Raw genomic sequence first — 24,512 nt, 5'->3', positions numbered from 1 at the left:
GATGACCGATCAGTCGTTAAGCTTCGCCAGGCCCGGGCGTGCCTGCGCACGTTCCACCTCTGGTTTTTACCGTCCGCCTTGCCACGGGTTGGCTATCGTTGATCCGTAAATGGCGCACGCAGCGACGCTTCAACTATTACAAAGCCCAAGCGGAGTACCACAGATGGCGTTCTTCACCGCAGCCAGCAAAGCCGACTTCCAGCACCAACTGCAAGCGGCCCTGGCGCAGCACATCAGCGAACAGTCCCTGCCACAAGTGGCGCTGTTCGCCGATCAGTTCTTCGGCATCATCTCTCTGGACGAACTCACCCAGCGCAGGCTTTCCGACCTGGCCGGCTGCACCCTGTCGGCCTGGCGCATCATCGAGCGTTTCGACCCCCAGTCCCCGCAAGTACGCGTGTACAACCCCGATTACGAACGCAACGGCTGGCAGTCGACCCACACCGTGGTCGAGGTGCTGCACCACGACCTGCCGTTCCTCGTCGACTCGGTACGTACCGAGCTCAACCGCCGCGGCTATAGCATCCACACCCTGCAAACCACCGTGCTCAGCGTGCGCCGGGGCGCCAACGGCGAGCTGCTGGAGCTGCTGCCCAAGGGTAGCCGGGGCGAGGGGGTGCAGCACGAGTCGCTGATGTACCTGGAGATCGACCGCTGCGCCAATGCCGCCGAACTGGCCGTGTTGACCCGCGAGATCGAACAGGTGCTGGCTGAGGTTCGGGTGGCGGTTGCCGACTTCGAGCCGATGAAAGCCAAGCTGCAGGAAGTGCTCGCCAAGGTGGAGCAAACCGCGTTCGGCCCGGCGCAAAACGAGAAGGGCGAGGTCAAGGCCTTCCTCGAGTGGCTGCTGGACAACCACTTCACCTTCCTCGGCTATGAGGAATTCACCGTTGCCAGCACCGCCGATGGCGGCCAGATGGTCTACGACGAACAGTCGTTCCTCGGCCTGCCGCGCCGCCTGCGTGTGGGCCTGACGGCCGACGAACTGCGCATCGAAGACTACGCCGTGGCTTACCTCAACGAGCCGCTGTTGCTGTCGTTCGCCAAGGCCGCGCTGCCCAGCCGCGTGCACCGCCCGGCCTACCCGGACTACGTCTCGATCCGCCAGCTGGACGCCGACGGCAAGGTCATCAAGGAGCACCGCTTCATGGGCCTGTACACCTCGTCGGTGTACGGCGAAAGCGTGCATGCCATACCGTACATCCGCGGCAAGGTCGCTGAAGTGGAGCGCCGCTCGGGCTTCGATCCCAAGGCTCACCTGGGCAAGGAGCTGGCCCAGGTGCTGGAGGTGCTGCCGCGCGACGACCTGTTCCAGACGCCGATCGACGAGCTGTTCACCACAGTCATGGCGATCGTGCAGATCCAGGAGCGCAACAAGATCCGCGTGTTCCTGCGCAAGGACCCGTACGGCCGCTTCTGCTACTGCCTGGCCTACGTGCCGCGGGAAATCTACTCCACCGAAGTGCGGCAGAAGATCCAGCAGGTATTGATGGAGCGCCTGAAGGCCAGCGACTGCGAGTTCTGGACGTTCTTCTCCGAGTCGGTGCTGGCCCGCGTGCAGCTGATTCTGCGGGTCGACCCGAAAAACCGCATCGACATCGACCCGCAGCAGCTGGAGCGCGAAGTGGTGCAGGCCTGCCGCTCGTGGCGCGACGACTATTCTGCGCTGGTCGTGGAGAACTTCGGCGAAGCCCAGGGCACCAACATCCTGGCCGACTTCCCCACCGGCTTCCCGGCGGGCTACCGCGAGCGTTTCGCCGCCCACTCGGCGGTGGTCGACCTGCAGCACGTGCTCAACCTGTCGGAAAGCAAGCCCCTGGCGATGAGCTTCTACCAGCCATTGACCCAGGTCGGCGAGCGCATCCTGCACTGCAAGCTGTACCACGTGGACACGCCGCTGGCGCTGTCCGATGTGTTGCCGATTCTGGAAAACCTCGGCCTGCGCGTACTCGGCGAGTTCCCGTACCGGCTGCGCCATGCCAGTGGCCGTGAATACTGGATCCACGACTTCGCCTTCACCTACAGCGAAGGCCTTAGCCTGGATATCCAGCAGCTCAATGACACCCTGCAGGACGCGTTCATCCATATCGTGCGCGGCGATGCCGAGAACGATGCCTTCAACCGCCTGGTGCTGACCGCCGGCCTGCCTTGGCGCGACGTGGCACTGCTGCGTGCCTACGCCCGTTACCTCAAGCAGATCCGCCTGGGCTTCGACCTTGGCTACATCGCCAGCACCCTGAACAACCACACCGACATCGCCCGTGAGTTGACCCGGCTGTTCAAGACCCGCTTCTACCTGGCGCGCAAGCTGACCCAGGACGACCTGGACGACAAGCAGCAGCGCCTGGAACAGGCCATTCTGACCGCGCTGGACGAGGTGCAGGTACTCAACGAAGACCGCATCCTGCGCCGCTACCTGGACCTGATCAAGGCCACCCTGCGCACCAACTTCTACCAACCGGACGCCAATGGCCAGAACAAGTCGTATTTCAGCTTCAAGTTCAACCCGCGGCTGATTCCCGAGCTGCCCAAGCCGGTGCCCAAGTTCGAGATATTCGTCTATTCGCCGCGGGTCGAGGGCGTGCACCTGCGCTTTGGCAACGTGGCCCGTGGCGGCCTGCGCTGGTCCGACCGCGAAGAAGACTTCCGCACCGAAGTGCTCGGCCTGGTCAAGGCCCAGCAGGTGAAGAACTCGGTGATCGTGCCGGTGGGTGCCAAGGGCGGCTTCCTGCCGCGGCGCCTGCCGCTGGGCGGCAGCCGTGACGAGATCGCGGCCGAAGGCGTGGCGTGCTACCGCATCTTCATTTCCGGATTGCTCGACATCACCGACAACCTCAAGGATGGCGGCGTGGTGCCGCCGGCCAACGTGGTGCGCCACGATGATGACGACCCGTACCTGGTGGTGGCGGCCGACAAGGGCACCGCGACCTTCTCCGACATCGCCAACGGCATTGCCATCGACTACGGCTTCTGGCTGGGCGACGCCTTCGCCTCGGGCGGTTCGGCCGGCTACGACCACAAGAAAATGGGCATTACCGCGCGCGGCGCCTGGGTCGGCGTGCAGCGGCACTTCCGTGAGCGCGGCATCAACGTGCAGGAAGACCCGATCACCGTCATCGGTGTGGGGGACATGGCCGGCGACGTATTCGGCAACGGCCTGCTGATGTCCGACAAGCTGCAATTGGTGGCCGCGTTCAACCACCTGCACATCTTCATCGACCCCAACCCCGAGCCGGCTTCCAGCTTCGCCGAACGCAAGCGCCTGTTCGACCTGCCGCGCTCGGCCTGGACCGACTACGACACCAGCATCATGTCCGAAGGCGGTGGCATCTTCCCGCGCAGCGCCAAGAGCATTGCCATCAGCCCGCAGATGAAAGAACGCTTCGCCATCGAAGCCGACCGCCTGACCCCGACCGAGTTGCTGAACGCGTTGCTCAAGGCCCCGGTCGATCTGCTGTGGAATGGCGGGATCGGCACCTACGTCAAGGCCAGCAGCGAAAGCCACGCCGACGTCGGCGACAAGGCCAACGACGCGCTGCGGGTCAACGGCAACGAGCTGCGCTGCAAGGTGGTGGGCGAGGGTGGCAACCTGGGCATGACCCAGCTTGGCCGGGTCGAGTTCGGCCTGCACGGCGGGGCGACCAACACCGACTTCATCGACAACGCCGGCGGCGTGGACTGCTCTGACCACGAGGTCAATATCAAGATCCTGCTCAATGAAGTGGTGCAGGGTGGCGACATGACCGAGAAGCAGCGTAACCAGCTGCTCGGCAGCATGACCGATGAAGTCGCCAGCCTGGTGCTGGGCAACAACTACAAGCAGACCCAGGCGCTGTCGCTGGCCGCCCGCCGCGCCCGCGAACGCATTGCCGAGTACAAGCGCCTGATGGCTGACCTGGAGGCGCGGGGCAAGCTGGACCGTGCCATCGAGTTCCTGCCGTCCGAGGAGCAACTGGCCGAACGCCTGGCCGCCGGCCATGGCCTGACCCGCGCCGAGCTGTCGGTGCTGATCTCGTACAGCAAGATCGACCTCAAGGAGCAGTTGCTGAAGTCGCAGGTGCCCGACGACGACTACCTGACCCGCGACATGGAAACCGCCTTCCCGCCGTCGCTGGTCAGCAAGTTCGCCGAATCCATGCGCCGCCACCGCCTGAAGCGTGAAATCGTCAGCACCCAGATCGCCAACGACCTGGTCAACAATATGGGCATCACCTTCGTCCAGCGCCTGAAGGAGTCGACTGGCATGAGCCCAGCCAACGTGGCCGGGGCCTACGTGATCGTGCGCGACATCTTCCACCTGCCGCACTGGTTCCGCCAGATCGAGGCCCTCGACTACCAGGTGCCGGCGGAGGTCCAGCTGACGTTGATGGATGAGCTGATGCGCCTGGGCCGTCGCGCGACCCGCTGGTTCCTGCGCAGCCGCCGCAACGAGCAGGACGCCGGGCGCGACACCGCGCACTTCGGGCCGAAAATCGCGCAGCTCGGGCTTAAGCTGGATGAGTTGCTCGAAGGCCCGACCCGCGAACGCTGGATGGTGCGCTACCAGGGCTTCGTCGAGGCTGGCGTGCCGGAACTGCTGGCGCGCATGGTGGCCGGTACCAGCCACCTGTACACGTTGCTGCCGATCATCGAGGCGGCTGACGTTACCGGGCATGAGCCGGCGCAGGTGGCCAAGGCGTTCTTCGCCGTGGGCAGCGCGCTGGACCTGACCTGGTACCTGCAGGAAATCAGCAACCTGCCGGTGGAAAACAACTGGCAGGCGCTGGCCCGCGAGGCCTTCCGTGACGACATCGACTTGCAGCAGCGGGCGATCACCATTTCGGTCCTGCAAATGGCCGACGGGCCGCAAGACATGGACGCCCGTGTGGCGCTGTGGGCCGAGCAGCACCGGGTGATGGTAGAGCGCTGGCGCGCCATGCTCGATGACCTGCGCAATGCCAGCGGCAACGACTATGCGATGTATGCGGTGGCCAACCGCGAGCTGGTCGACCTGGCCATGAGCGGGCAGGCCGCGGTGGTGCCGTCCTGAGCCTTGTCGTGAGGTAAAACAAAGCCCCGGCAGCGATGCCGGGGCTTTTTGTATTCCTTGTCCCGGCCTCTTCGCGGGTAAACCCGCTCCTACAGGTACCCCACAAGCCTTCGGGTCTGTGCAATACCTGTAGGAGCGGGTTTACCCGCGAAGCGGCCGGTGCAGGTTTACTTGAACCGCCGCTCCACGCCTTTCTCCACCAGGATCTTCGCCGAAATCTCTTCCACCGAAAAATGCGTGGAATTGATGTTGGGAATGTTCTCCCGGCGGAACAAACTCTCCACCTCGCGCACCTCGAACTCGCACTGGGCAAAGCTTGAGTAACGACTGTTGGGCTTGCGCTCGTGGCGGATGGCCGTGAGGCGGTCAGGGTCGATGGTCAGGCCGAACAGCTTGTTGTGGTGCTTTTTCAGCACTGCCGGCAACTGCAGGCGTTCCATGTCGTCTTCGGTCAGGGGGTAGTTGGCGGCCCTGATGCCAAACTGCATGGCCATGTACAGGCAGGTTGGGGTCTTGCCGCAGCGCGACACACCCACCAGGATCAGGTCGGCCTTGTCGTAGTAGTGCGTGCGCGCGCCGTCGTCGTTGTCCAGGGCGAAGTTCACCGCCTCGATGCGTTCCATGTAGTTGGAATTGCCGCCGATCGAATGGGACTTACCCACGGAATACGACGAATGGGCGGTCAATTCCTGCTCAAGAGGGGATAAAAACGACGAAAAGATGTCGATCATGAAGCCATTCGACGTGGCCAGGATCTCACGTATGTCCTGGTTGACGATGGTGTCGAAGATGATCGGGCGCACCCCGTCACGCTCGGCCGCGGCATTGATCTGCTGGACCATGGTCCGCGCCTTGTCGGGCGAATCGATGTACGGCCGGGTGAATTTGTTGAACGGGATGCTCTCGAATTGCGCGAGCAGACTCTGGCCCAGGGTTTCGGCTGTGATACCGGTGCCATCGGAGATGAAGAACGCGGTTCGTTTCATTTGCGACCTGGGCCTTAAGCTGATGAAGATTCTTGGATATGATAAGTTCGGTTTGCCGAATGCGGCTGTCGACATTCTGCCACATTTGCAAAGCCTATTTTCCAGGTACAGGCCACAAACGCCCGGCCAAGTCATAGCGGACAGGCGGGCGCCCTTTGAGCTTTTCCAACACAGTTAGTGGAGAGATCACCTTGGTAGAGTACGTAGTTTCCCTCGATAAGCTCGGCGTCCATGATGTGGAGCATGTGGGGGGCAAGAACGCATCCCTGGGCGAGATGATCAGCAACCTTGCCGGTGCTGGTGTATCGGTGCCGGGCGGCTTTGCCACTACGGCGCAGGCGTACCGCGATTTTCTCGAGCAGAGTGGCCTCAACGACCGAATCCATGCGGCGCTCGACGCCCTCGACGTGGATGACATCAACGCCCTGACCAAGACCGGCGCGCAGATCCGCCAGTGGGTCATGGAAGCCGACTTCCCGGCGCGTCTGGATTCGGAAATCCGTACGGCGTTTGCCGAAATGGCCGCTGGCAACGACAACATGGCCGTTGCCGTGCGCTCCTCTGCCACTGCTGAAGACTTGCCGGACGCCTCGTTCGCCGGCCAGCAGGAAACGTTCCTCAACATCCGCGGCGTGGACAACGTGATCCGCGCGGCCAAGGAAGTGTTCGCTTCGCTGTTCAACGACCGTGCCATTGCCTACCGCGTGCACCAGGGCTTCGATCACAAACTGGTCGCCCTGTCTGCCGGTGTGCAGCGCATGGTTCGTTCCGAAACCGGCACCGCCGGTGTCATGTTCACCCTCGATACCGAATCGGGCTTCCGCGACGTGGTGTTCATCACCGGCGCCTATGGCCTGGGTGAAACCGTGGTACAGGGTGCGGTCAACCCTGACGAATTCTACGTGCACAAGAACACCCTGCAGGCTGGCCGCCCGGCTATCCTGCGCCGCAACCTGGGCAGCAAGGCGATCAAGATGGTCTATGGCGACGAAGCCAAGGCCGGCCGTTCGGTGAAAACCGTGGAAGTCGACCGCGCCGAACGTGCGCGCTTCTGCCTGAGCGACGCCGAGGTCAGCGAACTGGCCAAGCAGGCGATGATCATCGAGCAGCACTACCAGCGCCCGATGGACATCGAATGGGCCAAGGACGGTGACGACGGCAAGCTGTACATTGTCCAGGCCCGCCCTGAAACCGTGAAAAGCCGCTCCAGCGCCAATGTCATGGAGCGCTACCTGCTGAAGGAAAAGGGCACGGTACTGGTCGAAGGCCGTGCCATCGGCCAGCGCATCGGCGCCGGCAAGGTCCGCGTGATCCACGATGTATCGGAAATGGACAAGGTGCAGCCGGGCGACGTGCTGGTTTCCGACATGACCGACCCGGACTGGGAACCGGTAATGAAGCGCGCCAGCGCCATTGTCACCAACCGCGGCGGCCGTACCTGCCACGCGGCGATCATTGCCCGTGAGCTGGGTATTCCGGCCGTGGTCGGTTGCGGCAACGCCACCCAGGTGCTCAAAGACGGCCAGGGCGTCACGGTTTCCTGCGCCGAAGGCGACACCGGCTTCATCTTCGAGGGTGAACTGGGCTTTGACGTCAAGCAGAACTCGGTCGATGCCATGCCCGAGCTGCCGTTCAAGATCATGATGAACGTCGGCAACCCGGACCGGGCCTTCGATTTTGCCCAGTTGCCCAACGCAGGCGTGGGCCTGGCGCGCCTGGAATTCATCATCAACCGCATGATCGGCGTGCACCCCAAGGCACTGCTGAACTACGCAGGCCTGCCTGCCGACCTCAAGGACAGCGTCGACAAGCGCATTGCCGGCTACGACGACCCGGTCGGCTTCTACGTCGAGAAACTGGTCGAGGGCATCAGCACCCTGGCCGCGGCCTTCTACCCGAAAAAGGTCATCGTGCGCCTGTCGGACTTCAAGTCCAACGAGTACGCCAACCTGATCGGCGGCAAGCTGTACGAGCCGGAAGAAGAGAACCCGATGCTGGGCTTCCGCGGTGCCTCGCGCTACATCAGCGAGTCGTTCCGTGACTGCTTCGAACTCGAGTGCCGCGCGCTCAAGCGCGTGCGCAACGAGATGGGCCTGACCAACGTTGAAATCATGGTGCCCTTCGTGCGTACCCTGGGCGAGGCCAGCCAGGTCGTCGACCTGCTGGCAGAAAACGGCCTGGCCCGTGGCGACAACGGCCTGCGCGTGATCATGATGTGCGAGCTGCCGTCCAACGCCATTCTCGCCGAGGAATTCCTGGAGTACTTCGACGGCTTCTCGATCGGCTCCAACGACCTGACCCAGCTTACCCTGGGCCTGGACCGTGACTCGGGCATCATTGCCCACCTGTTCGACGAGCGTAACCCGGCCGTGAAGAAGCTGCTGGCCAACGCCATTGCCGCGTGCAACAAGGCTGGCAAGTACATCGGCATCTGCGGCCAGGGCCCTTCGGACCACCCGGACCTGGCCAAGTGGCTGATGGAGCAGGGCATCGAAAGCGTGTCGCTGAACCCCGACTCGGTACTCGAAACCTGGTTCTTCCTCGCCGAAGGCCAGGGCGCAGCCTGACGCAATAAAACGCGGGGGGCGTCTGGCGTGCCCCCGCCTGGTTTTTTCCAGGGCGAGTTCCAGCAATGGATCCCGCCCTTTTTTGTGCACCAAGCAACCTTATGCAAAGCAGTAGCCGTTTATTTCCCGTGGCCTTGCTCAGTGCCGAGCGCCGCGGCGACCTCAGTGAAGACGTGTACCGGATCAAGGCCGGCAACAGCCCTGATCCCAGTGTGGAATTGGCCGTTACCCGCCTGGGGCTGGCAGACCAGGAGCACGCCCAGGGCGTGCCGGTGATTCTGCTGCATGGCAGTTTTTCCAACCGGCGTTTCTGGTATTCGCCCAAGGGCATCGGCCTGGGGGCCTATCTGGCACGTGCCGGTTTCGACGTATGGATCCCGGAAATGCGTGGCCACGGCCTGTCGCCACGCAATGCAGCCTGGCGACACAACAGCGTAGCCGGCTACGCCCGTGACGACCTGCCAACCATCAACGCCTTCGTGCGCGAAAAAGCCGGCCAGGCGCCGCACTGGGTGGGCCACTCACTGGGTGGAACAACCTTGGTGGCAGCCTTGGGTGGCGGTTTTCTGACCGCCGACCAGGTCGCGAGCGTGGCACTGTTCGGCACACAGGTCAGCCGTGTGTACTGGCCGTTGAAAGTCCCGCCAGTGGCCTGGGGCGCGAAGTGGCTGCTCAAGCGCTGGGGGCAGATTTCCGGGCCGCGCTTCAAGCGTGGGCCAGAGGACGAACCCCTGGGGCTGGCCCTGGAAAGCCTGCGCTGGCATGGCTTGTTCGGGCGTTTTGGCGACAAGAAGCAGGATTGGTGGGCAGGGCTGGCTGAGGTTGATGTGCCGCTGTTGGCAGTGGCCGGCGCCGGCGACTTCCAGGACCCGGTGTGGGCCTGCCGCAAGCTGTTCGAGCAGGTGGGGGGCGAGCGCAAGCAGTTCCTGCGGCTGGGGCGTGAAGAAGGTTTTGAAGCCTTCGGGCATGTCGACATGCTGGTGAGCAAGGCTGCGCAGGTGCAGGTGTGGCCGCTGGTGGAGCGCTGGCTGCGTAACCCGCTGTTGCCGGTGCATGCGTCCACAGTGGTTGCAGAGCCTGTGCCGGTCAGCTGAGTTTGCGTCGCCTGTGCTGGCCTCTTCGCGGGCGCGCCCGCTCCCACAAGGACCTCACAGCATTCAGCCCTGTGTGAACCTGTGGGAGCGGGCATGCCCGCGAAGAGGTCAGCACAGGCAAAACCCAACTGACTGCTTGGTCCCGGATGACTGCAATGGGCTCTACGGTGTAGCCTTGGCCGATACCCGCTTTCGTTGTGACTGACAGGAGCTTCCCATGCAGCATTACGTAACGCCCGACCTGTGTGACGCCTACCCGGACCTGGTTCAGGTGCTGGAACCGATGTTCAGCAACTTCGGTGGCCGCGATTCGTTTGGCGGCCAGATCGTCACCATCAAGTGCTTCGAGGACAACTCGCTGGTCAAGGAGCAGGTCGAACTCGATGGCAAAGGCAAGGTGCTGGTAGTCGATGGCGGTGGGTCACTGCGTCGGGCATTGCTGGGGGATATGCTTGCCGAGAAGGCTGCCAGAAACGGCTGGGAAGGCTTGTTGATCTACGGCTGCGTACGCGACGTCGATGTATTGATCCAGACCGACGTCGGCGTGCAGGCGCTGGCCAGCCACCCTATGAAGACCGACAAGCGCGGCATCGGCGACCTCAACGTGGCAGTGACCTTCGCCGGCGTGACGTTCCGCCCGGGCGAGTATGTGTACGCCGACAACAATGGCGTGCTGGTGTCGCCAAGCCCGCTGAAAATGCCGGAGTGATGCGCCGCACGCGCTGATGGAGCTTTGATGTTCGAGGAAGACAACGCGCAGTGGGGGCTGGTGCACGCCCTGGTGCTCGATGGCAAAGGCGGCGCGCGCCCGATTGCCCGTACCGAACTGGCCGACCTGCAATTGCAGCCCCAGCAGAGCCTGTGGCTGCACTGGGACCGCAGCCACCCGCAAACCCGTACCTGGCTGCTGCATGAAAGCGGCCTCAGCGAGTTCGCCTGCGAGCTGCTGCTGGAGGAAAACACTCGCCCGCGCTTGCTGCCCATGGCCGATGAACAGCTGCTGCTGTTCTTGCGTGGGGTCAACCTGAACCCGGGTGCCGAGCCGGAAGACATGGTCTCGGTGCGCATTTTCGCCGAGGCGCAGCGGGTCATCTCGCTGCGCTTGCGGCCCCTGCGCGCCAGCGACGAAGTACTCCAGCTACTGGAACAGGGCAGGGGGCCCACATCCGCATCCGAACTGCTGCTGCTGATGGGGGAACTGCTGACCGAAAAGGTGCAGGGCCTGGTCAGTGACCTCGCCGAACTGGTCGACCTGGAAGAAGAAAAGGTCGAATCCGACGAACGGTATACCCCCGAACAGGGCAGCCTGCAGCAGATCCGTCGGCGGGCCGCCGGGTTGCGCCGGTTCCTGGCCCCGCAACGGGAAATCTATGCCCAGTTGTCACGCAGTAAATGGGGCTGGTTCGCCTATGCCGATGCCGATTACTGGAACGAGCTTAACAACAGCCTGATCCGCTACCTGGAGGAGCTGGAGCTGACCCGCGAGCGCGCCGCGCTGGTGCTGGAGAGCGAAGACCGGCGCCGTAGCGAGCGGATGAACCGCACCATGTACCGCTTTGGCATCATCACCTGCATCTTTCTGCCGATGAGCTTCATCACCGGGCTGCTGGGCATCAATGTCGGTGGCATTCCGGGGGCGCAAAACCCCTACGGCTTCCTGTTCGCCTGCATTGTGGTGCTGGGGCTGGCGGTGGGGCAGTGGTGGTTGTTCCGCCGGTTGCGGTGGGTATGACGCGTGGGTGGGCTGCAGGCGAACATCACACCATTCGAAACATTCGTGCCAATCGGATGTGTGACCCATCGCCGGGCCATCTCGTCTCTAGCTGACACTGCGCGAGGTGCACATGCACGATCCGTTTGAAGAATCCCTGCGCGACCTGCTCAAGGCGTCACCCTCCGGCAACGACCGGGACGACCGGGATGACGCTGCCTGCTTGGGCCGCGTGCTGAAAACCGCCAACCGCCAGGTCGGTGCGGGTGATCTGTTCAGCTTGCTTGGCCGCTGGAGCCAGGCGCTGCTGATCGCCGTGAACAATGGCTCGGCGCATGTCGCGCCGGTGCGTCGACACACTTCCCGCAACGCTGCCACTGGCAGCAAAGCAGATAAGGCCGATTGAATATGGAACTCGATCTCTGGACCCAGAGCCTGGTCACCGCGATGACCGCCCTTTGGACCAAAGTGGCGAACTTCATCCCTAACCTGTTCGGCGCACTGGTCGTGGTGCTGCTCGGTTTCGTGGTAGCCAAGCTGCTCGATACACTGCTGTCCAAACTGCTGGCCAAATTCGGCCTGGACCGCCTCATGGCCGGTACCGGCCTGACCAAAATGCTGGGCCGGGTCGGCATACAAGTGCCCATTTCCACCCTCATCGGCAAGATCGTCTACTGGTTCGTTCTGCTCATCTTCCTGGTTTCCGCCGCTGAATCGCTGGGCCTGGAGCGGGTTTCGGCGACCCTCGACATGCTTGCCCTGTACTTGCCGAAGGTGTTCGGCGGGGCCCTGGTGTTGCTGGCCGGCGTGCTGCTGGCACAGGTGGCCAATGGCCTGGTGCGCGGTGCTGCAGAAGGCATTGGCCTGGAGTATTCGGCTGGCCTGGGGCGTATCGCGCAAGGGCTGGTCATCATCATCAGCATTTCGGTGGCCATCAGCCAGCTGGAGGTGAAAACCGACCTGCTCAACCATGTGATCGTCATCGGCCTGATTACCGTTGGTCTGGCGGTTGCCCTGGCCATGGGCCTGGGCAGCCGCGAAATTGCCGGGCAGATTCTGGCCGGCATTTATGTTCGCGAGTTGTACCAGGTAGGCCAGCAGGTGCGGATTGGAGAGGTCGAAGGGCTCATCGAGGAAATCGGCACGGTGAAAACCACCCTGCTGACCGATGAGGGGGAGCTGGTGTCGTTGTCCAATCGCGAGCTGCTGGAACAGCGAGTCAATAGCCGCTAACCGCGTGAAAGCTGTTAATGTATGCCGCCGCGAAATTCGACCCACGGGGTCGCGCGGCGACATTGACCTGACTGTCGGCCAGATCCGTTTTGAATAAAGTTCCTACGCCGCCCATGCGTTATGACCCTCGCGAGCTCACCGACGAAGAGTTGGTGGCGCGTTCGCATGAGGAGCTGTACCACGTCACCCGCGCCTATGAGGAGCTCATGCGGCGCTACCAGCGGACCCTGTTCAACGTTTGTGCACGTTATTTAGGGAACGACCGTGACGCGGACGATGTCTGTCAGGAAGTGATGCTGAAGGTGCTGTATGGCCTGAAGAACTTCGAGGGTAAATCCAAGTTCAAGACCTGGCTCTACAGCATCACCTACAACGAGTGCATTACCCAGTACCGCAAGGAGCGCCGCAAACGCCGGTTGATGGATGCCCTGAGCCTGGACCCTGTTGAAGAGGCGTCCGAGGACAAGGCACCGAAGCCGGAAGAAAAAGGCGGGCTGGACAAGTGGCTGGTGCATGTGAACCCGATCGACCGCGAGATCCTGGTGCTGCGTTTTGTCGCAGAGCTGGAGTTCCAGGAGATCGCCGACATCATGCACATGGGCCTGAGCGCGACCAAGATGCGATACAAGCGTGCGCTAGACAAGCTTCGTGAGAAATTTGCGGGCCTCGATGAAACTTAGTCGTCTGCAAATATCTCTAACGAATCGGCGAGTTCTGCTAGACTTGCCGTCGAGTTGTCCCCCTTGTTTATGGTGGGACTGCTTAACTATCACCAGATGGGGATTTAACGGATGAAATTGAAAAACACCTTGGGCTTGGCCATTGGTTCGCTCGTAGCCGCCACCTCGATTGGCGCTATGGCACAAGGTCAAGGCGCGGTCGAGACTGAAATCTTCTACAAGAAAGAATTCTTCGACAGCCAGCGCGACTTCAAGAACGACGGCAACCTGTTCGGCGGTTCGATCGGTTACTTCCTGACCGACGACGTTGAACTGCGTCTGGGCTACGACGAAGTGCACAATGCTCGTGGCGATGACGGCAAGAACATCAAGGGCTCGAACACCGCCCTGGACGCCGTTTACCACTTCAACAACCCGTACGACGCTATCCGTCCGTACGTTTCCGCTGGTTTCTCGCACCAGTCGCTGGGCCAGACCGGCCGTGGCGGTCGTGACCACTCCACCTTCGCCAACGTTGGCGCCGGTGCCAAGTGGTACATCACCGACATGTTCTACGCCCGTGCTGGCGTTGAAGCCCAGTACAACATCGACCAGGGCGACACCGAGTGGGCCCCAAGCGTTGGTGTTGGTCTGAACTTCGGCGGTAGCCCGAAGCAAACCGCAGCCCCTGCTCCAGCACCTGTTGCTGAAGTTTGCTCCGACTCCGACAACGACGGCGTGTGCGACAACGTCGACAAGTGCCCAGACACCCCGGCCAACGTTACCGTTGACGCCGACGGCTGCCCGGCTGTTGCCGAAGTCGTTCGTGTTGAGCTGGACGTGAAGTTCGACTTCGACAAGTCGGTCGTCAAGCCAAACAGCTACGGCGACATCAAGAACCTGGCTGACTTCATGAAGCAGTACCCACAAACCACCACCGTGGTTGAAGGTCACACTGACTCCGTGGGTCCAGACGCTTACAACCAGAAGCTGTCCGAGCGTCGTGCCAACGCTGTCAAGCAAGTCCTGACCCAGCAGTACGGCGTAGAATCCAGCCGTGTTGACTCGGTTGGCTACGGCGAAACCCGTCCGGTTGCTGACAACGCCACCGAAGAAGGCCGTGCTATCAACCGTCGCGTTGAAGCTCAGGTAGAAGCCCAGGCCAAGTAATTGGTTTGAAGCTTCACGAAAAACCCGGCCTCGGCCGGGTTTTTCTTTGGCTGGGTTTTACCGGCCGGCGGGCCGTGGCTGTCAGCCGGTAGCGGCCACCCACTGCTGAACCACCTGCGTCCCAACCACCTCGCCAATCACCAGGATCGCCGGGCTACGCAAGGCGAACCCACGCGCATCCTCGACCATCCCCTGCACATCGCTCCTGCACTCGCGTTGCTCGGGCAGCGAGGCATTCTCGATCATGGCCACCGGCATGCAGGGTGGCATCCCCCCGTCCAGCAACCCTTGGCGGACCTGCTCCAGCCGGGCCACGCCCATGTACACCACCAACGTGGTGCCAGCCTGGGCCAATGCTGCCCAGTTCAGTGCGCTGTCATCCTGGGTATGCGCGGTCACCAGCGTTACCCCGCGGCTGACGCCCCGCGAGGTCAGGGAAATACCGCACTGCGTGGCGCCTGCCAGGCCTGCGGTGATGCCGTTGACAATCTCCACCTCGATACCATGCCCCTGCAGCCACAGGGCTTCCTCGCCGCCGCGGCCGAAAATGCACGGGTCGCCACCCTTGAGCCGCACCACACAGCGCCCTTGGCGGGCGTGGCGCAACATCAGGCGCTGGATGAACGCCTGCGGCGTCGAGCGGCAGCCGCCACGCTTGCCCACTGCAATAACCCGCGCCTGCGGGCAATGCGCCAGCACTGCCGGGTTGACCAGGTCATCGATCATCACCACTGCCGCTTCCTGCAAGGCGCGTACAGCCTTGAGGGTGAGCAGTTCCGGGTCACCCGGGCCGGCGCCAACCAGCCACACTTTTGCATTCATTCGTGTTTCCTCATTGGCAAGGTGCATTCAGCCCTTGAGCAGGGTGAGCAGCAATATCAGGTTGATCAGTAACGACAGCACGGCCAGGGTGCGCCAGACTTTCAGTGGCTCGCGCTCCAGCAATGGCCGCGGGCGGCCGGGCAATTCCTGGCGGTCGCCCCGTTCGAGCAGCAGCAACCAGTGTTCGGCGGTTTCGAAGCGCTGCGCCGGGTCGGCGGCCACGGCCTGCTGCAGGTTGTGCTGCAGCCACTCCGGCAGGTCGGGCCGGTAGCGCGCCGGGTTGACCGGTTGGCCGAAGCGTGGCCGCTGAAAAGCTTCCACTTCCCCATACGGGTAGTGCCCGGTCAGCAGGTGATACAGCGTCACGCCTGCGGCATACAGGTCCTGGCGGGGGCTGGGCGGCTGGCCGTCGAAGGCTTCCGGGGCGATGTAGGACGGGGTGCCGGGCAAGGCATGTTGCGGGTCTTCGCAGAGCCCGGGGCAGTACGCCAGGCCGAAGTCCAGCAGGCGCAACTGGCCATCGCAGCCCAGGTGCAGGTTGTCGGGCTTGATGTCGCGGTGCAGCAGGTTGCGCCGGTGCAGCACCCCTACCGCCTGTAGCAACTGCCGGGCGAGCTCCAGCCACTGGGCCAACGGCAGTGGGCCATTTTCGGCCAGCAGTGCGGCCAGGCTCTGGCCCGGGTATTCGCGCATCACGTAGTACAACTGCTGGCGCTGGCTGCAGGCGTGCAGCTCGGGAAAGTGCCGGCCGGCGACCCTTCGCATGAACCATTCTTCGAGCAGCAGGCCCTGCGCCGCACCAGGCTCCTGCCGCCGCTCGGGCGGCAAGGTCTTGAGCAGCCACGCCTGGCCCTGGCCATCGCGCACCCGGTACAACAGGGACTGACGGCTGTGTGCGCGCAGTTGTTCGACCTGCCAGCCATCGATCGACTGGCCTGCCCGTAACGGCTCGGGCACGGGCCAGTGCTGCAGTTGGGCCAAGGTGTCGCCAAGGTTCGCCGTGCCCGGTTGTTCGACCTGCACCAGCATGGCGCTGGCGTTATCCTGGCTACCGTTGAGGTGGGCGCTGGCAACCAACGTGTCCACGGCCAGCTGCAGGTCGGGTTGCTCGCGCAGCACCGCCTGGATGTGCTGGTCGCCCAGGCTGGCCCACACACCGTCGCTGACCAGCAGATAACATTCACCCGGCTGCAATTCGCCTTCCAGGTAATCCACCAGCAGATGCTGGTCCAGGCCCAGCGCGCGTTTGAGTACATGCTGCATGCCGGGCTGGTCCCAGACATGGTCTTCGCTCAGGCACTGCAGCTGGCCGGCGTGCCAGCGATACACCCGGCAGTCGCCTACGTGGGCCAGGGTGAAGCGCCGCCCACGCAGCACCAGTGCGCTGAGGGTGGTCAGCAACGGCTGGCCATTCCCTTGGGCGCGCAGCCAGCGGTTCTGTGCCAGCAGCAGGCGGTCGAGGGCCTGGGCCACGCCCCAGGTGGCCGGCGTGGCGTAGTAGTCCAGGGCCAGCGCCTGCAGGCTGGCCCGCGCGGCAAGGCCGCCGTCGGCACATTGGCTGACCCCGTCGGCCAGGGCGAACAGGTAGCCCTTGCTGGCGGCCAGTTCGGGCGCCGGGGTGACCAGGCGCAAGGCATCCTGGTTTTCCGCGCGCGGCCCGGTGGCGCTGGCCTGGGCAAAGCTCAGTTGCAGGCTCATGGGTGTGCCTCAGACCCGCGCTGCGGTCACGGCCGCCGAGCCCCAGGTGGTGCGCCAGCGTTGTTTCACGCCGTGCAGGCCGAACCAGGCCAGCAGGCCCAGGCTGGCGAACAGCCACAACCCCAGTTGGTAATCGCCAGTGTGCTGCTTGATGGTGCCCAGCCCCGCCGCCAGCAGGAAGCCACCCATACCACCGGCCATGCCGATCAGCCCGGTCATCACGCCGATTTCCTGGCGGAAACGTTGCGGCACCAGTTGGAACACTGCGCCATTGCCGGCACCCAGGCCGAGCATGGCGCTGACGAACAGGGCCAGGGCGGCGGCCGCGGAGGGCAGGTTGAAGCCGACGGCAGCAATGCAGACGGCCGCTACGCTGTACATGCCCAGCAGCGTGCGGATGCCGCCAAAGCGGTCGGCCAGGGCGCCACCAAGCGGGCGCATCAGGCTGCCGGCGAACACGCAGGCCGCCGTGTAGTAGCCGGCGGTGACCGGGCTCAGGCCGTACTGATCGCTGAAGTAGCCGGGCAGCGCGCTGGCCAGGCCGATGAAACCACCGAACGTGACGCTGTAGAAGAACATGAACCACCAGCTGTCGCGGTCGCCCAGTGCCTTGAGGTAGTCGGCCATGGCTTTGGGCTTGGGCCGTTGTGGGGCGTTACGTGCCAGCAAGGCGAAGACCACCAGCGCCAGCGACAGTGGCAGCAATGCAAAGCCGAAGACATTGTTCCAGCCAAAGCCGGCTGCCAGTGCCGGGGCGAGCAGGGCCGCGAACACCGTGCCCGAGTTGCCGGCCCCGGCGATGCCCATGGCCTTGCCTTGATGCTGTGGCGGGTACCACTGCGAAGCCAGTGGCAGCGACACGGCGAACGAGGCGCCGGCAAAACCGAGGAACACGCCCAGCAGCAGTGCCTGTTCATAGCTGTGCACGCCCAGGCGCCAGGCAGCGGCCAGCGCGACGATGACCACTACCTGGCCGATCAGCCCGGCGGTCTTGGGCGACAGGCGGTCCACCAGCACGCCCATGGCAAAGCGCAGGATGGCCCCGGCCAGGATCGGCACCGCCACCATCAAGCCCCGCTGTTGTGCGCTCAATTGCAGGTCGGCGGCAATCTGCACCGCCAGCGGGCCCAGCAGGTACCAGACCATGAAGCTGAGGTCGAAGTACAGGAACGCGGCGAACAGCGTGGGCACATGCCCGGATTTCCAGAAGCTGGTACTCATCGAACACCTCACTCGGTCATGCAACGGAACGAAAAAGACGCCGCCACCCGCTCCACGGCTGTGGAGGGGCGAGCGACGTCTTTGTCGGAATTTAAGTGGGGCAACCGCCGTTGGTTACCGGTGCGTTTTGTTGAGCAAGAGATGGGCCAACTGTGCCTGGTCAGGGGGGCCAGGCAGTGCACCGGCCCCCTCAGCCGAGCATCTCGTGCATGGCGATGATCTGCTCGGCCACCTGGATCAGCTTCTGTTGGCGGCTCATGGCCTGGCGGCGCATCAGGGTGTAGGCCTGTTCTTCGTTGCAGTCTTTCATTTTCATCAGCAGGCCCTTGGCTTGCTCGATACGCTTGCGTTCGGCCAGTTGCTGGTCGCGCGCCAGCAACTGGGCGCGCAGGGCCTGGTCGCTTTCGAAGCGAGCCATGGCCACGTCCAGAATCGGCTGCAACCGCGCCGCATGGATACCTTCCACGATATAGGCACTGACCCCTGCCTGGATCGCCTGGCGCATCACCCCGGGGTCGTGTTCGTCAGTGAACAGCACGATCGGTCGGGGTTGGTCACGGCTGACCAGCACCACATGCTCCATCACATCGCGGTCCGGTGAATCGGTATCGATCAGCACCACGTCCGGGCGCACCGTTTCGACGCAGGCGGGCAGGTCGATGGTCAGGCCTGGGGCTTCGGTGACGTCGAAGCCGGCCTCGGTCAAAGCGGCCTTGAGGCGGCCTAGTTTGCTCTGGGTGTCGTCGATCAGCAGGATGCGCAGCATGGTCGTCCCCCCTTACCTGCCAACCTGGGCGTCGGGCAGCTCGCCCAACGCATGCAGGCTGAAGCTACGGGCATAGCCGTAGGGGTCGCTGCCGTCCCAGCGGCTACCGTCTATCAGCAGGCTGCTGCGCATGGGGTGCGCCGGGCATGCCACGCCCAGGCTCTGGGCGGCCTCGGTGTACAGCGCCAGGTGCTGGACCTGGCCCGCGACCTGGAGGTAATCCGGGTCTTCGCGCAGCAGGCCCCAGCGGCGAAACTGGGTCATGAACCACATTCCGTCGGACAGGTATGGAAAGTTGGCTCGGCCCTGGTCGAACAGGCGCAGGGCGTGCGGGTCTTGCCAGTGGTTGCCCAGGCCGTCCTGATAGTGGCCGAGCAGGCGTGGCTCGATGCTGGCCAGCGCGGTGTCCAGGTAGGCGCTGCCACTGAGCAGTTGCGCGGCGCTGCGGCGGTTGTCCGGGTTTTGCTCGATGAACCGGCTGGCAGCGAGGATCGCCTTGATCAATGCGCGCGCGCTGTTGGGGTATTGTTCGGCGAAGGCCCGGGCACAGGCCAGGACCTTTTCCGGGTGGTCGGGCCAGATCGACTGGCTGGTGGCCAGGGTAAAGCCCTGGCCTTTGGCTACCGCGTCGGCGGCCCACGGCTCGCCGACGCAGAAGCCGTCGATGCGCCCGGCCTGGATGTGTGCGGCCATCTGCGCAGGCGGTACGACTACGCTGTCGACGTCACGCAATGGGTGGATGCCCTGGCTGGCCAGCCAGTAATACAGCCACATGGCGTGAGTGCCCGTGGGGAAGGTCTGGGCGAAGGTCAGCCGTGGGCCATGTTGGTGCACCAGCCGCGCCAGTGCCTCAGGGTTGGTCACGCCTTTGCGTTGCAGGGTTGGGGACAGGTTGATGGCCTGGGCGTTCTGGTTCAGCCCCATGAGCACGGCCATGTCGCTGCCCGGCACGCCACCGATACCCAGGTGCACGGCGTAGACCAGCCCATACAGGCAGTGCGCGGCGTCCAGTTCGCCACTGACCAGTTTGTCCCGCAGGCCGGCCCACGAGCCCTGGCGCTTGAGGTTGAGGGTCAGGCCGTGCTGCTGGGCGAAGCCCTGGGTGGCGGCGACCACGACCGAGGCGCAGTCGGTGAGGCCCATGAAACCGATGTTGAGGCTGGGTTTCTCCGGCGCGTCGCTGCCGTTGACCCAGGCCAGGGGCGTTGCTCGGGGTGCGGTGTTCACAAGGTTCCTCGCCCATACTGATAAGGCTGTGGGCAGTTGGGGTGCAACCGATGTGCCATTTACGCGACCACCTCGCCCCATGGCCCCACGATGTGCTGTCATGCCGGCGCCGCGCTGGCTATAATCGCCCCCTCACTCACCCTGAGCCTTGCCCGCCCATGTATACCCTGGCCCGCCAGCTGCTGTTCAAGCTTTCCCCGGAAACTTCCCACGACCTGTCCCTGGACCTGATCGGTGCCGGTGGCCGTCTTGGCCTAAACGGCATGCTGTGCAAGCAACCGGCGGCGTTGCCGGTTTCGGTCATGGGCTTGAACTTCGCCAACCCGGTCGGCCTGGCCGCCGGCCTGGACAAGAATGGCGCGGCCATCGACGGCTTTGCCCAGTTGGGCTTCGGTTTCGTCGAAATCGGCACCGTCACGCCGCGCCCGCAGCCGGGCAACCCCAAGCCTCGGCTGTTCCGCCTGCCGCAAGCCACCGCCATCATCAACCGCATGGGCTTCAACAACCTGGGGGTCGATCACCTGCTGGGTCGTGTTCGTGCGTCGCGCTACAGCGGTGTGCTGGGTATCAACATCGGCAAGAACTTCGACACCCCGGTCGAGCGCGCGGTCGACGACTACCTGATCTGCCTGGACAAGGTGTACACCGCTGCCAGCTATATCACGGTCAACGTCAGTTCGCCGAACACCCCGGGCCTGCGCAGCCTGCAGTTCGGCGATTCGCTCAAGCAACTGCTCGATGCCCTGGCCGAGCGCCGTGAGCAGCTGGCTGCTGCACATGGCAAGCGCGTGCCGCTGGCGATCAAGATCGCCCCGGACATGAGCGACGAAGAAACCGCCCTGGTGGCGGCTGCATTGATGGAGTCGGGCATGGATGCGGTGATTGCCACCAACACCACGCTGGGCCGTGAGGGTGTCGAAGCGCTGCCGTATGGGGGCGAGGCAGGTGGCCTGTCAGGCGCGCCGGTGCTGGAGAAGAGCACCCATATCGTCAAGGTGCTGGCGGGCGAACTGGGTGGCAAGTTGCCGATCATTGCCGCCGGTGGCATCACCGAAGGGCGCCACGCTGCCGAGAAGATCGCTGCTGGGGCGAGCCTGGTGCAGATCTATTCGGGCTTCATTTACAAGGGGCCGGCACTGATTCGCGAAGCGGTGGATGCGATCGCGGCGATGCCGCGCTAGTTTGGCGCTTTGCCAGCCCATTAAAAAGGGCCCCTTGAAGGGGCCCCTGGGCCTACGCCCGCCGCCCGACTGGGGCGTGCATGTAAATCGAATTCAGTATCCTCGATCAGCCTACGGCGTGATTTTCGTTGAGTCTATGGATGCCAGCGGTGCCAGTCATTCCGTCCCAGTTATCGCCGCGACCTTCACGCCAGCCGTTGATCCAGGCTTGGCGAACAGAAGGAAGATTGAACGGGCAAAGTTCGCGGGATTTGCCGGTGACCCCGTATTGGTAGCCACGTGAATATGCTCTTTCCAACGGATCACGCTTAAGTCTTCTCATAGGGTGTTGCCCTCACTTGTTGACTGTAATGTCCCGTCGGCCTCTCCGAGGCCGGGCAGAGTCTTTCTGCCGGTTTGCGCTCGCTGCCGGCGTCGCGAGCTGAATGTGCCGCCTCGTTGCGAAGCGGCCTGAGACCAGTTCTATCGAATGCGAGTCACGGTGTGAATGATCGATTTGTCATAAGGACGTAACGTTTGTGAGGGTGTGGGGATAAGTAAAGAAATGCGACTCAACCTTGTTTAGCGTTGAGCCCGCTACGATCGGGGTTTGCCGATCATTGACGTCATTTTGCCAGCGTCACTCAAGGAACAGAGAAATAATTTGAAATGCGACGAAGGGTCACACAGGGCTCTACGTCGCCAGAATTTTTCGTACTGCCTGATGATCTAAGCTGTCTTTGCCACCCGGCAAAGCGCAGATCTGTCAGGTGGCCCGGCCCGCTGCGGCACACGTTGTGCCCAACCGGCCACCTGCACGCCTGCTGGAAAGGCGTGCGGGCAAACATCGCGGGGCGATGCGTCGCCTCGTCAGTCAATAGCCCAAGGCTCTGGAATATTCATGTCGGACCGTTTCGAACTCTACCTCACCTGCCCCAAAGGCCTTGAAGGCCTGCTTGCCGAAGAGGCCAAAGGCCTTGGCCTGGACGAAGTGCGTGAGCACACCTCGGCCATCCGCGGCGCCGCCGACATGGAAACCGCCTACCGCCTGTGCATCTGGTCGCGTCTGGCCAACCGTGTGCTGCTGGTGCTCAAGCGTTTTTCCATGAAGAACGCCGACGACCTGTACGACGGCGTGCACGCCGTCGACTGGGCGGACCACCTGGCGGCCGATGGCACCCTGGCGGTCGAGTTCAGCGGCCATGGCTCGGGCATCGACAACACCCATTTCGGTGCGTTGAAGGTCAAGGATGCTATCGTCGACAAGCTGCGCAACCGCGAAGGCCTGCGCCCGTCGGTGGAAAAAATCGATCCTGACGTTCGCGTGCACCTGCGCCTGGAGCGCGGCGAGGCGATCCTGTCCCTCGACCTGTCCGGGCACAGCCTGCACCAGCGTGGCTATCGCCTGCAGCAGGGCGCCGCGCCGCTCAAGGAAAACCTGGCGGCCGCTGTGCTGATCCGCTCCGGCTGGCCGCGTATTGCCGCGCAAGGCGGTGCGCTGGCCGACCCGATGTGCGGTGTAGGTACGTTCCTGGTAGAGGCCGCCATGATTGCTGCCGATATCGCGCCCAACCTCAAGCGTGAACGCTGGGGTTTCAGCGCCTGGCTCGGCCATGTGCCGGCGCTCTGGCGCAAGGTGCATGAAGAAGCGCAGGCACGGGCCCAGGCTGGCCTGGCCAAACCCCCGCTGTGGATCCGTGGCTACGAGGCCGACCCGCGGCTGATTCAGCCGGGTCGTAACAACGTGGAGCGCGCAGGCCTGGGTGACTGGGTGAAAATCTACCAGGGCGAGGTCAGCACCTTCGAGCCGCGCCCGGACCAGAACCAGAAAGGCCTGGTCATCAGCAACCCGCCCTACGGTGAGCGCCTGGGCGACGAAGCCAGCCTGCTGTACCTCTACCAGAACCTGGGTGAGCGTCTGCGCCAGGCGTGCATGGGTTGGGAGGCTGCGGTATTCACCGGGGCGCCGCAACTGGGCAAGCGCATGGGCATTCGCAGCCACAAGCAGTACGCGTTCTGGAACGGCGCGTTGCCGTGCAAGCTGCTGTTGTTCAAGGTGCAGCCTGACCAGTTCGTCACCGGTGAGCGCCGCGAGGCACCGGCCGACACCCGTGAGGTCGGCCAGCAGGTACCCGTCACCAGCGAGCCGGCACGCCTGTCGGAAGGGGCGCAGATGTTTGCCAACCGCCTGCAGAAAAACCTCAGGCAACTGGGCAAATGGGCCCGACGCGAGCAGGTCGACTGCTATCGCCTGTACGATGCCGACATGCCTGAGTATGCCCTGGCAGTCGATCTGTACCACGACTGGGTACACGTGCAGGAATATGCCGCACCACGCTCGGTGGACCCGGACAAGGCCCAGGCGCGCCTGCTCGATGCCCTGGCGGCCATTCCGCAGGCATTGGGCATTGCCCCGCAGCGCGTGGTGCTCAAGCGCCGCGAGCGGCAAAGCGGTACCCGCCAGTACGAGCGTCAGGCTACCGAGGGCCGTTTCCAGGAAGTCAACGAAGGCGGCGTGAAGTTGTTGGTCAACCTCACCGATTACCTCGACACCGGCCTGTTCCTCGACCATCGCCCGATGCGCATGCGTATTCAGCGCGAAGCAGCCGGCAAGCGCTTCCTCAACCTGTTCTGCTACACCGCCACGGCCACCGTGCACGCGGCCAAGGGTGGGGCGCGCAGCACCACTAGCGTCGACCTGTCGAAAACCTACCTGGACTGGGCGCGGCGCAACCTGGCGCTCAATGGTTATTCCGAGCGTAATCGGCTGGAGCAGAGTGATGTCATGGCCTGGTTGGAGGGTAACCGTGACAGCTACGACCTGATCTTCATCGACCCGCCGACCTTCTCCAACTCCAAACGGATGGAAGGTGTGTTCGACGTGCAACGTGACCATGTGCAGTTGCTGGACTTGGCCATGGCCCGCCTGGCGCCCGGTGGCGTGCTTTACTTCTCCAACAACTTCCGCAAGTTCCAGCTGGACGAACACCTGATGGCGCGCTACGCAGTGGAGGAAATCACAGCCCAGACGCTGGACCCGGATTTCGCCCGCAACAACCGTATCCACCGAGCCTGGCGCTTCCAGCTGCGCTGAGCCGACGGGGTACATTGCGCGGGTAGTGGCCAATAGCTATAACTTGGTTCATGGCTGGATAATCCGCAGGACGCT

The 24,512-nt window shown here is 63.5% G+C and carries 18 protein-coding genes; 11 read left to right on the top strand and 7 right to left on the bottom strand.

What is annotated here, in order from left to right; all coding sequences use genetic code 11:
* Positions 1-163 precede the first annotated feature (163 nt).
* Entirely contained in the window at positions 164-5,029 is a 4,866-nt protein-coding gene (locus K4A76_RS16275; protein ID WP_029887871.1) for an NAD-glutamate dehydrogenase, read from the top strand.
* A gap of 167 nt (positions 5,030-5,196) precedes the next feature.
* On the opposite strand, the gene ppsR is transcribed toward K4A76_RS16275, so the two are convergent.
* Entirely contained in the window at positions 5,197-6,015 is an 819-nt protein-coding gene (gene ppsR / locus K4A76_RS16270) for a posphoenolpyruvate synthetase regulatory kinase/phosphorylase PpsR (protein ID WP_012271263.1), read from the bottom strand.
* A 191-nt stretch (positions 6,016-6,206) separates the two neighbouring features.
* Between ppsR and ppsA the strand changes: the two genes are divergently transcribed.
* The 8 genes from ppsA (at position 6,207) to K4A76_RS16230 (ending at position 14,449) form a co-directional block, all read left to right on the top strand.
* Complete coding sequence (gene ppsA / locus K4A76_RS16265) at positions 6,207-8,582, top strand: phosphoenolpyruvate synthase (protein WP_274410698.1); 2,376 nt, start codon at positions 6,207-6,209, stop codon at positions 8,580-8,582.
* 101 nt (positions 8,583-8,683) lie between these two features.
* Positions 8,684-9,676, top strand: a complete 993-nt coding sequence (locus K4A76_RS16260; RefSeq protein ID WP_029887869.1) for an alpha/beta fold hydrolase — start codon at positions 8,684-8,686, stop codon at positions 9,674-9,676.
* A gap of 217 nt (positions 9,677-9,893) precedes the next feature.
* Entirely contained in the window at positions 9,894-10,385 is a 492-nt protein-coding gene (gene rraA, locus K4A76_RS16255) for a ribonuclease E activity regulator RraA (RefSeq protein ID WP_009684023.1), read from the top strand.
* 27 nt (positions 10,386-10,412) lie between these two features.
* Positions 10,413-11,408, top strand: coding sequence for a zinc transporter ZntB (locus K4A76_RS16250; RefSeq protein WP_274410697.1), 996 nt, complete (start codon positions 10,413-10,415; stop codon positions 11,406-11,408).
* A gap of 112 nt (positions 11,409-11,520) precedes the next feature.
* A complete protein-coding gene (locus K4A76_RS16245) occupies positions 11,521-11,793 on the top strand; it encodes a hypothetical protein (RefSeq protein ID WP_009684021.1) in 273 nt (90 codons plus the stop codon).
* Between the two features lie 2 nt (positions 11,794-11,795).
* The gene (locus K4A76_RS16240) at positions 11,796-12,620 is read left to right on the top strand and encodes a mechanosensitive ion channel family protein (RefSeq protein WP_029888071.1); all 825 of its coding nucleotides are present in this window, start codon (positions 11,796-11,798) and stop codon (positions 12,618-12,620) included.
* 113 nt (positions 12,621-12,733) lie between these two features.
* Positions 12,734-13,300, top strand: a complete 567-nt coding sequence (gene sigX / locus K4A76_RS16235) for an RNA polymerase sigma factor SigX (protein WP_003248665.1) — start codon at positions 12,734-12,736, stop codon at positions 13,298-13,300.
* A 111-nt stretch (positions 13,301-13,411) separates the two neighbouring features.
* Complete coding sequence (locus tag K4A76_RS16230) at positions 13,412-14,449, top strand: OmpA family protein (protein WP_009684019.1); 1,038 nt, start codon at positions 13,412-13,414, stop codon at positions 14,447-14,449.
* 81 nt (positions 14,450-14,530) lie between these two features.
* Here the strand turns inward: K4A76_RS16230 and cobA are convergent, their stop codons facing one another.
* From cobA to K4A76_RS16205, 5 genes are all read right to left on the bottom strand, one after another.
* Positions 14,531-15,271: a uroporphyrinogen-III C-methyltransferase gene (gene cobA / locus K4A76_RS16225; RefSeq protein ID WP_274410696.1), complete on the bottom strand. Its 741-nt coding sequence runs from the start codon at positions 15,269-15,271 to the stop codon at positions 14,531-14,533.
* Positions 15,272-15,298: 27 nt separating this feature from the next.
* Positions 15,299-16,969, bottom strand: coding sequence for a bifunctional protein-serine/threonine kinase/phosphatase (locus K4A76_RS16220; protein ID WP_054913133.1), 1,671 nt, complete (start codon positions 16,967-16,969; stop codon positions 15,299-15,301).
* Between the two features lie 9 nt (positions 16,970-16,978).
* Positions 16,979-18,190 (bottom strand): nitrate/nitrite transporter, encoded by a 1,212-nt coding sequence (locus K4A76_RS16215; protein WP_029887899.1) that lies wholly within the window; start codon positions 18,188-18,190, stop codon positions 16,979-16,981.
* A 190-nt stretch (positions 18,191-18,380) separates the two neighbouring features.
* On the bottom strand, positions 18,381-18,956 hold the full coding sequence (locus tag K4A76_RS16210; protein ID WP_009684013.1) for an ANTAR domain-containing response regulator: 576 nt from the start codon (positions 18,954-18,956) through the stop codon (positions 18,381-18,383).
* Positions 18,957-18,968: 12 nt separating this feature from the next.
* A complete protein-coding gene (locus K4A76_RS16205; protein ID WP_274410695.1) occupies positions 18,969-20,183 on the bottom strand; it encodes a CmpA/NrtA family ABC transporter substrate-binding protein in 1,215 nt (404 codons plus the stop codon).
* Positions 20,184-20,341: 158 nt separating this feature from the next.
* Between K4A76_RS16205 and K4A76_RS16200 the strand changes: the two genes are divergently transcribed.
* On the top strand, positions 20,342-21,364 hold the full coding sequence (locus K4A76_RS16200; RefSeq protein ID WP_110679425.1) for a quinone-dependent dihydroorotate dehydrogenase: 1,023 nt from the start codon (positions 20,342-20,344) through the stop codon (positions 21,362-21,364).
* A 106-nt stretch (positions 21,365-21,470) separates the two neighbouring features.
* Here the strand turns inward: K4A76_RS16200 and rmf are convergent, their stop codons facing one another.
* Positions 21,471-21,686, bottom strand: coding sequence for a ribosome modulation factor (gene rmf / locus K4A76_RS16195; RefSeq protein ID WP_003248687.1), 216 nt, complete (start codon positions 21,684-21,686; stop codon positions 21,471-21,473).
* Between the two features lie 558 nt (positions 21,687-22,244).
* Between rmf and rlmKL the strand changes: the two genes are divergently transcribed.
* On the top strand, positions 22,245-24,437 hold the full coding sequence (gene rlmKL / locus K4A76_RS16190; RefSeq protein ID WP_274410694.1) for a bifunctional 23S rRNA (guanine(2069)-N(7))-methyltransferase RlmK/23S rRNA (guanine(2445)-N(2))-methyltransferase RlmL: 2,193 nt from the start codon (positions 22,245-22,247) through the stop codon (positions 24,435-24,437).
* Positions 24,438-24,512 lie beyond the last annotated feature (75 nt).

It is taken from the genome of Pseudomonas sp. NEEL19, from assembly GCF_028751975.1.
In the GTDB taxonomy this organism is placed as follows: Bacteria; Pseudomonadota; Gammaproteobacteria; order Pseudomonadales; family Pseudomonadaceae; genus Aquipseudomonas; species Aquipseudomonas juntendi.
Note: the sequence above shows the minus strand (reverse complement) of the source record. Positions and strands in the feature narration are given on the sequence as shown.

Coding starts and splice junctions, on each gene's coding strand:
- cobA (WP_274410696.1), bottom strand. CDS start 15,271: ATGAATGCAAAAGTGTGGCTGGTTGGCGCCGGCCCGGGTGACCCGGAA.
- rraA (WP_009684023.1), top strand. CDS start 9,894: ATGCAGCATTACGTAACGCCCGACCTGTGTGACGCCTACCCGGACCTG.
- sigX (WP_003248665.1), top strand. CDS start 12,734: ATGCGTTATGACCCTCGCGAGCTCACCGACGAAGAGTTGGTGGCGCGT.
- K4A76_RS16275 (WP_029887871.1), top strand. CDS start 164: ATGGCGTTCTTCACCGCAGCCAGCAAAGCCGACTTCCAGCACCAACTG.
- K4A76_RS16245 (WP_009684021.1), top strand. CDS start 11,521: ATGCACGATCCGTTTGAAGAATCCCTGCGCGACCTGCTCAAGGCGTCA.
- K4A76_RS16200 (WP_110679425.1), top strand. CDS start 20,342: ATGTATACCCTGGCCCGCCAGCTGCTGTTCAAGCTTTCCCCGGAAACT.
- K4A76_RS16250 (WP_274410697.1), top strand. CDS start 10,413: ATGTTCGAGGAAGACAACGCGCAGTGGGGGCTGGTGCACGCCCTGGTG.
- K4A76_RS16230 (WP_009684019.1), top strand. CDS start 13,412: ATGAAATTGAAAAACACCTTGGGCTTGGCCATTGGTTCGCTCGTAGCC.
- rmf (WP_003248687.1), bottom strand. CDS start 21,686: ATGAGAAGACTTAAGCGTGATCCGTTGGAAAGAGCATATTCACGTGGC.
- K4A76_RS16210 (WP_009684013.1), bottom strand. CDS start 18,956: ATGCTGCGCATCCTGCTGATCGACGACACCCAGAGCAAACTAGGCCGC.
- rlmKL (WP_274410694.1), top strand. CDS start 22,245: ATGTCGGACCGTTTCGAACTCTACCTCACCTGCCCCAAAGGCCTTGAA.
- ppsR (WP_012271263.1), bottom strand. CDS start 6,015: ATGAAACGAACCGCGTTCTTCATCTCCGATGGCACCGGTATCACAGCC.
- K4A76_RS16260 (WP_029887869.1), top strand. CDS start 8,684: ATGCAAAGCAGTAGCCGTTTATTTCCCGTGGCCTTGCTCAGTGCCGAG.
- K4A76_RS16220 (WP_054913133.1), bottom strand. CDS start 16,969: ATGAGCCTGCAACTGAGCTTTGCCCAGGCCAGCGCCACCGGGCCGCGC.
- K4A76_RS16240 (WP_029888071.1), top strand. CDS start 11,796: ATGGAACTCGATCTCTGGACCCAGAGCCTGGTCACCGCGATGACCGCC.
- K4A76_RS16215 (WP_029887899.1), bottom strand. CDS start 18,190: ATGAGTACCAGCTTCTGGAAATCCGGGCATGTGCCCACGCTGTTCGCC.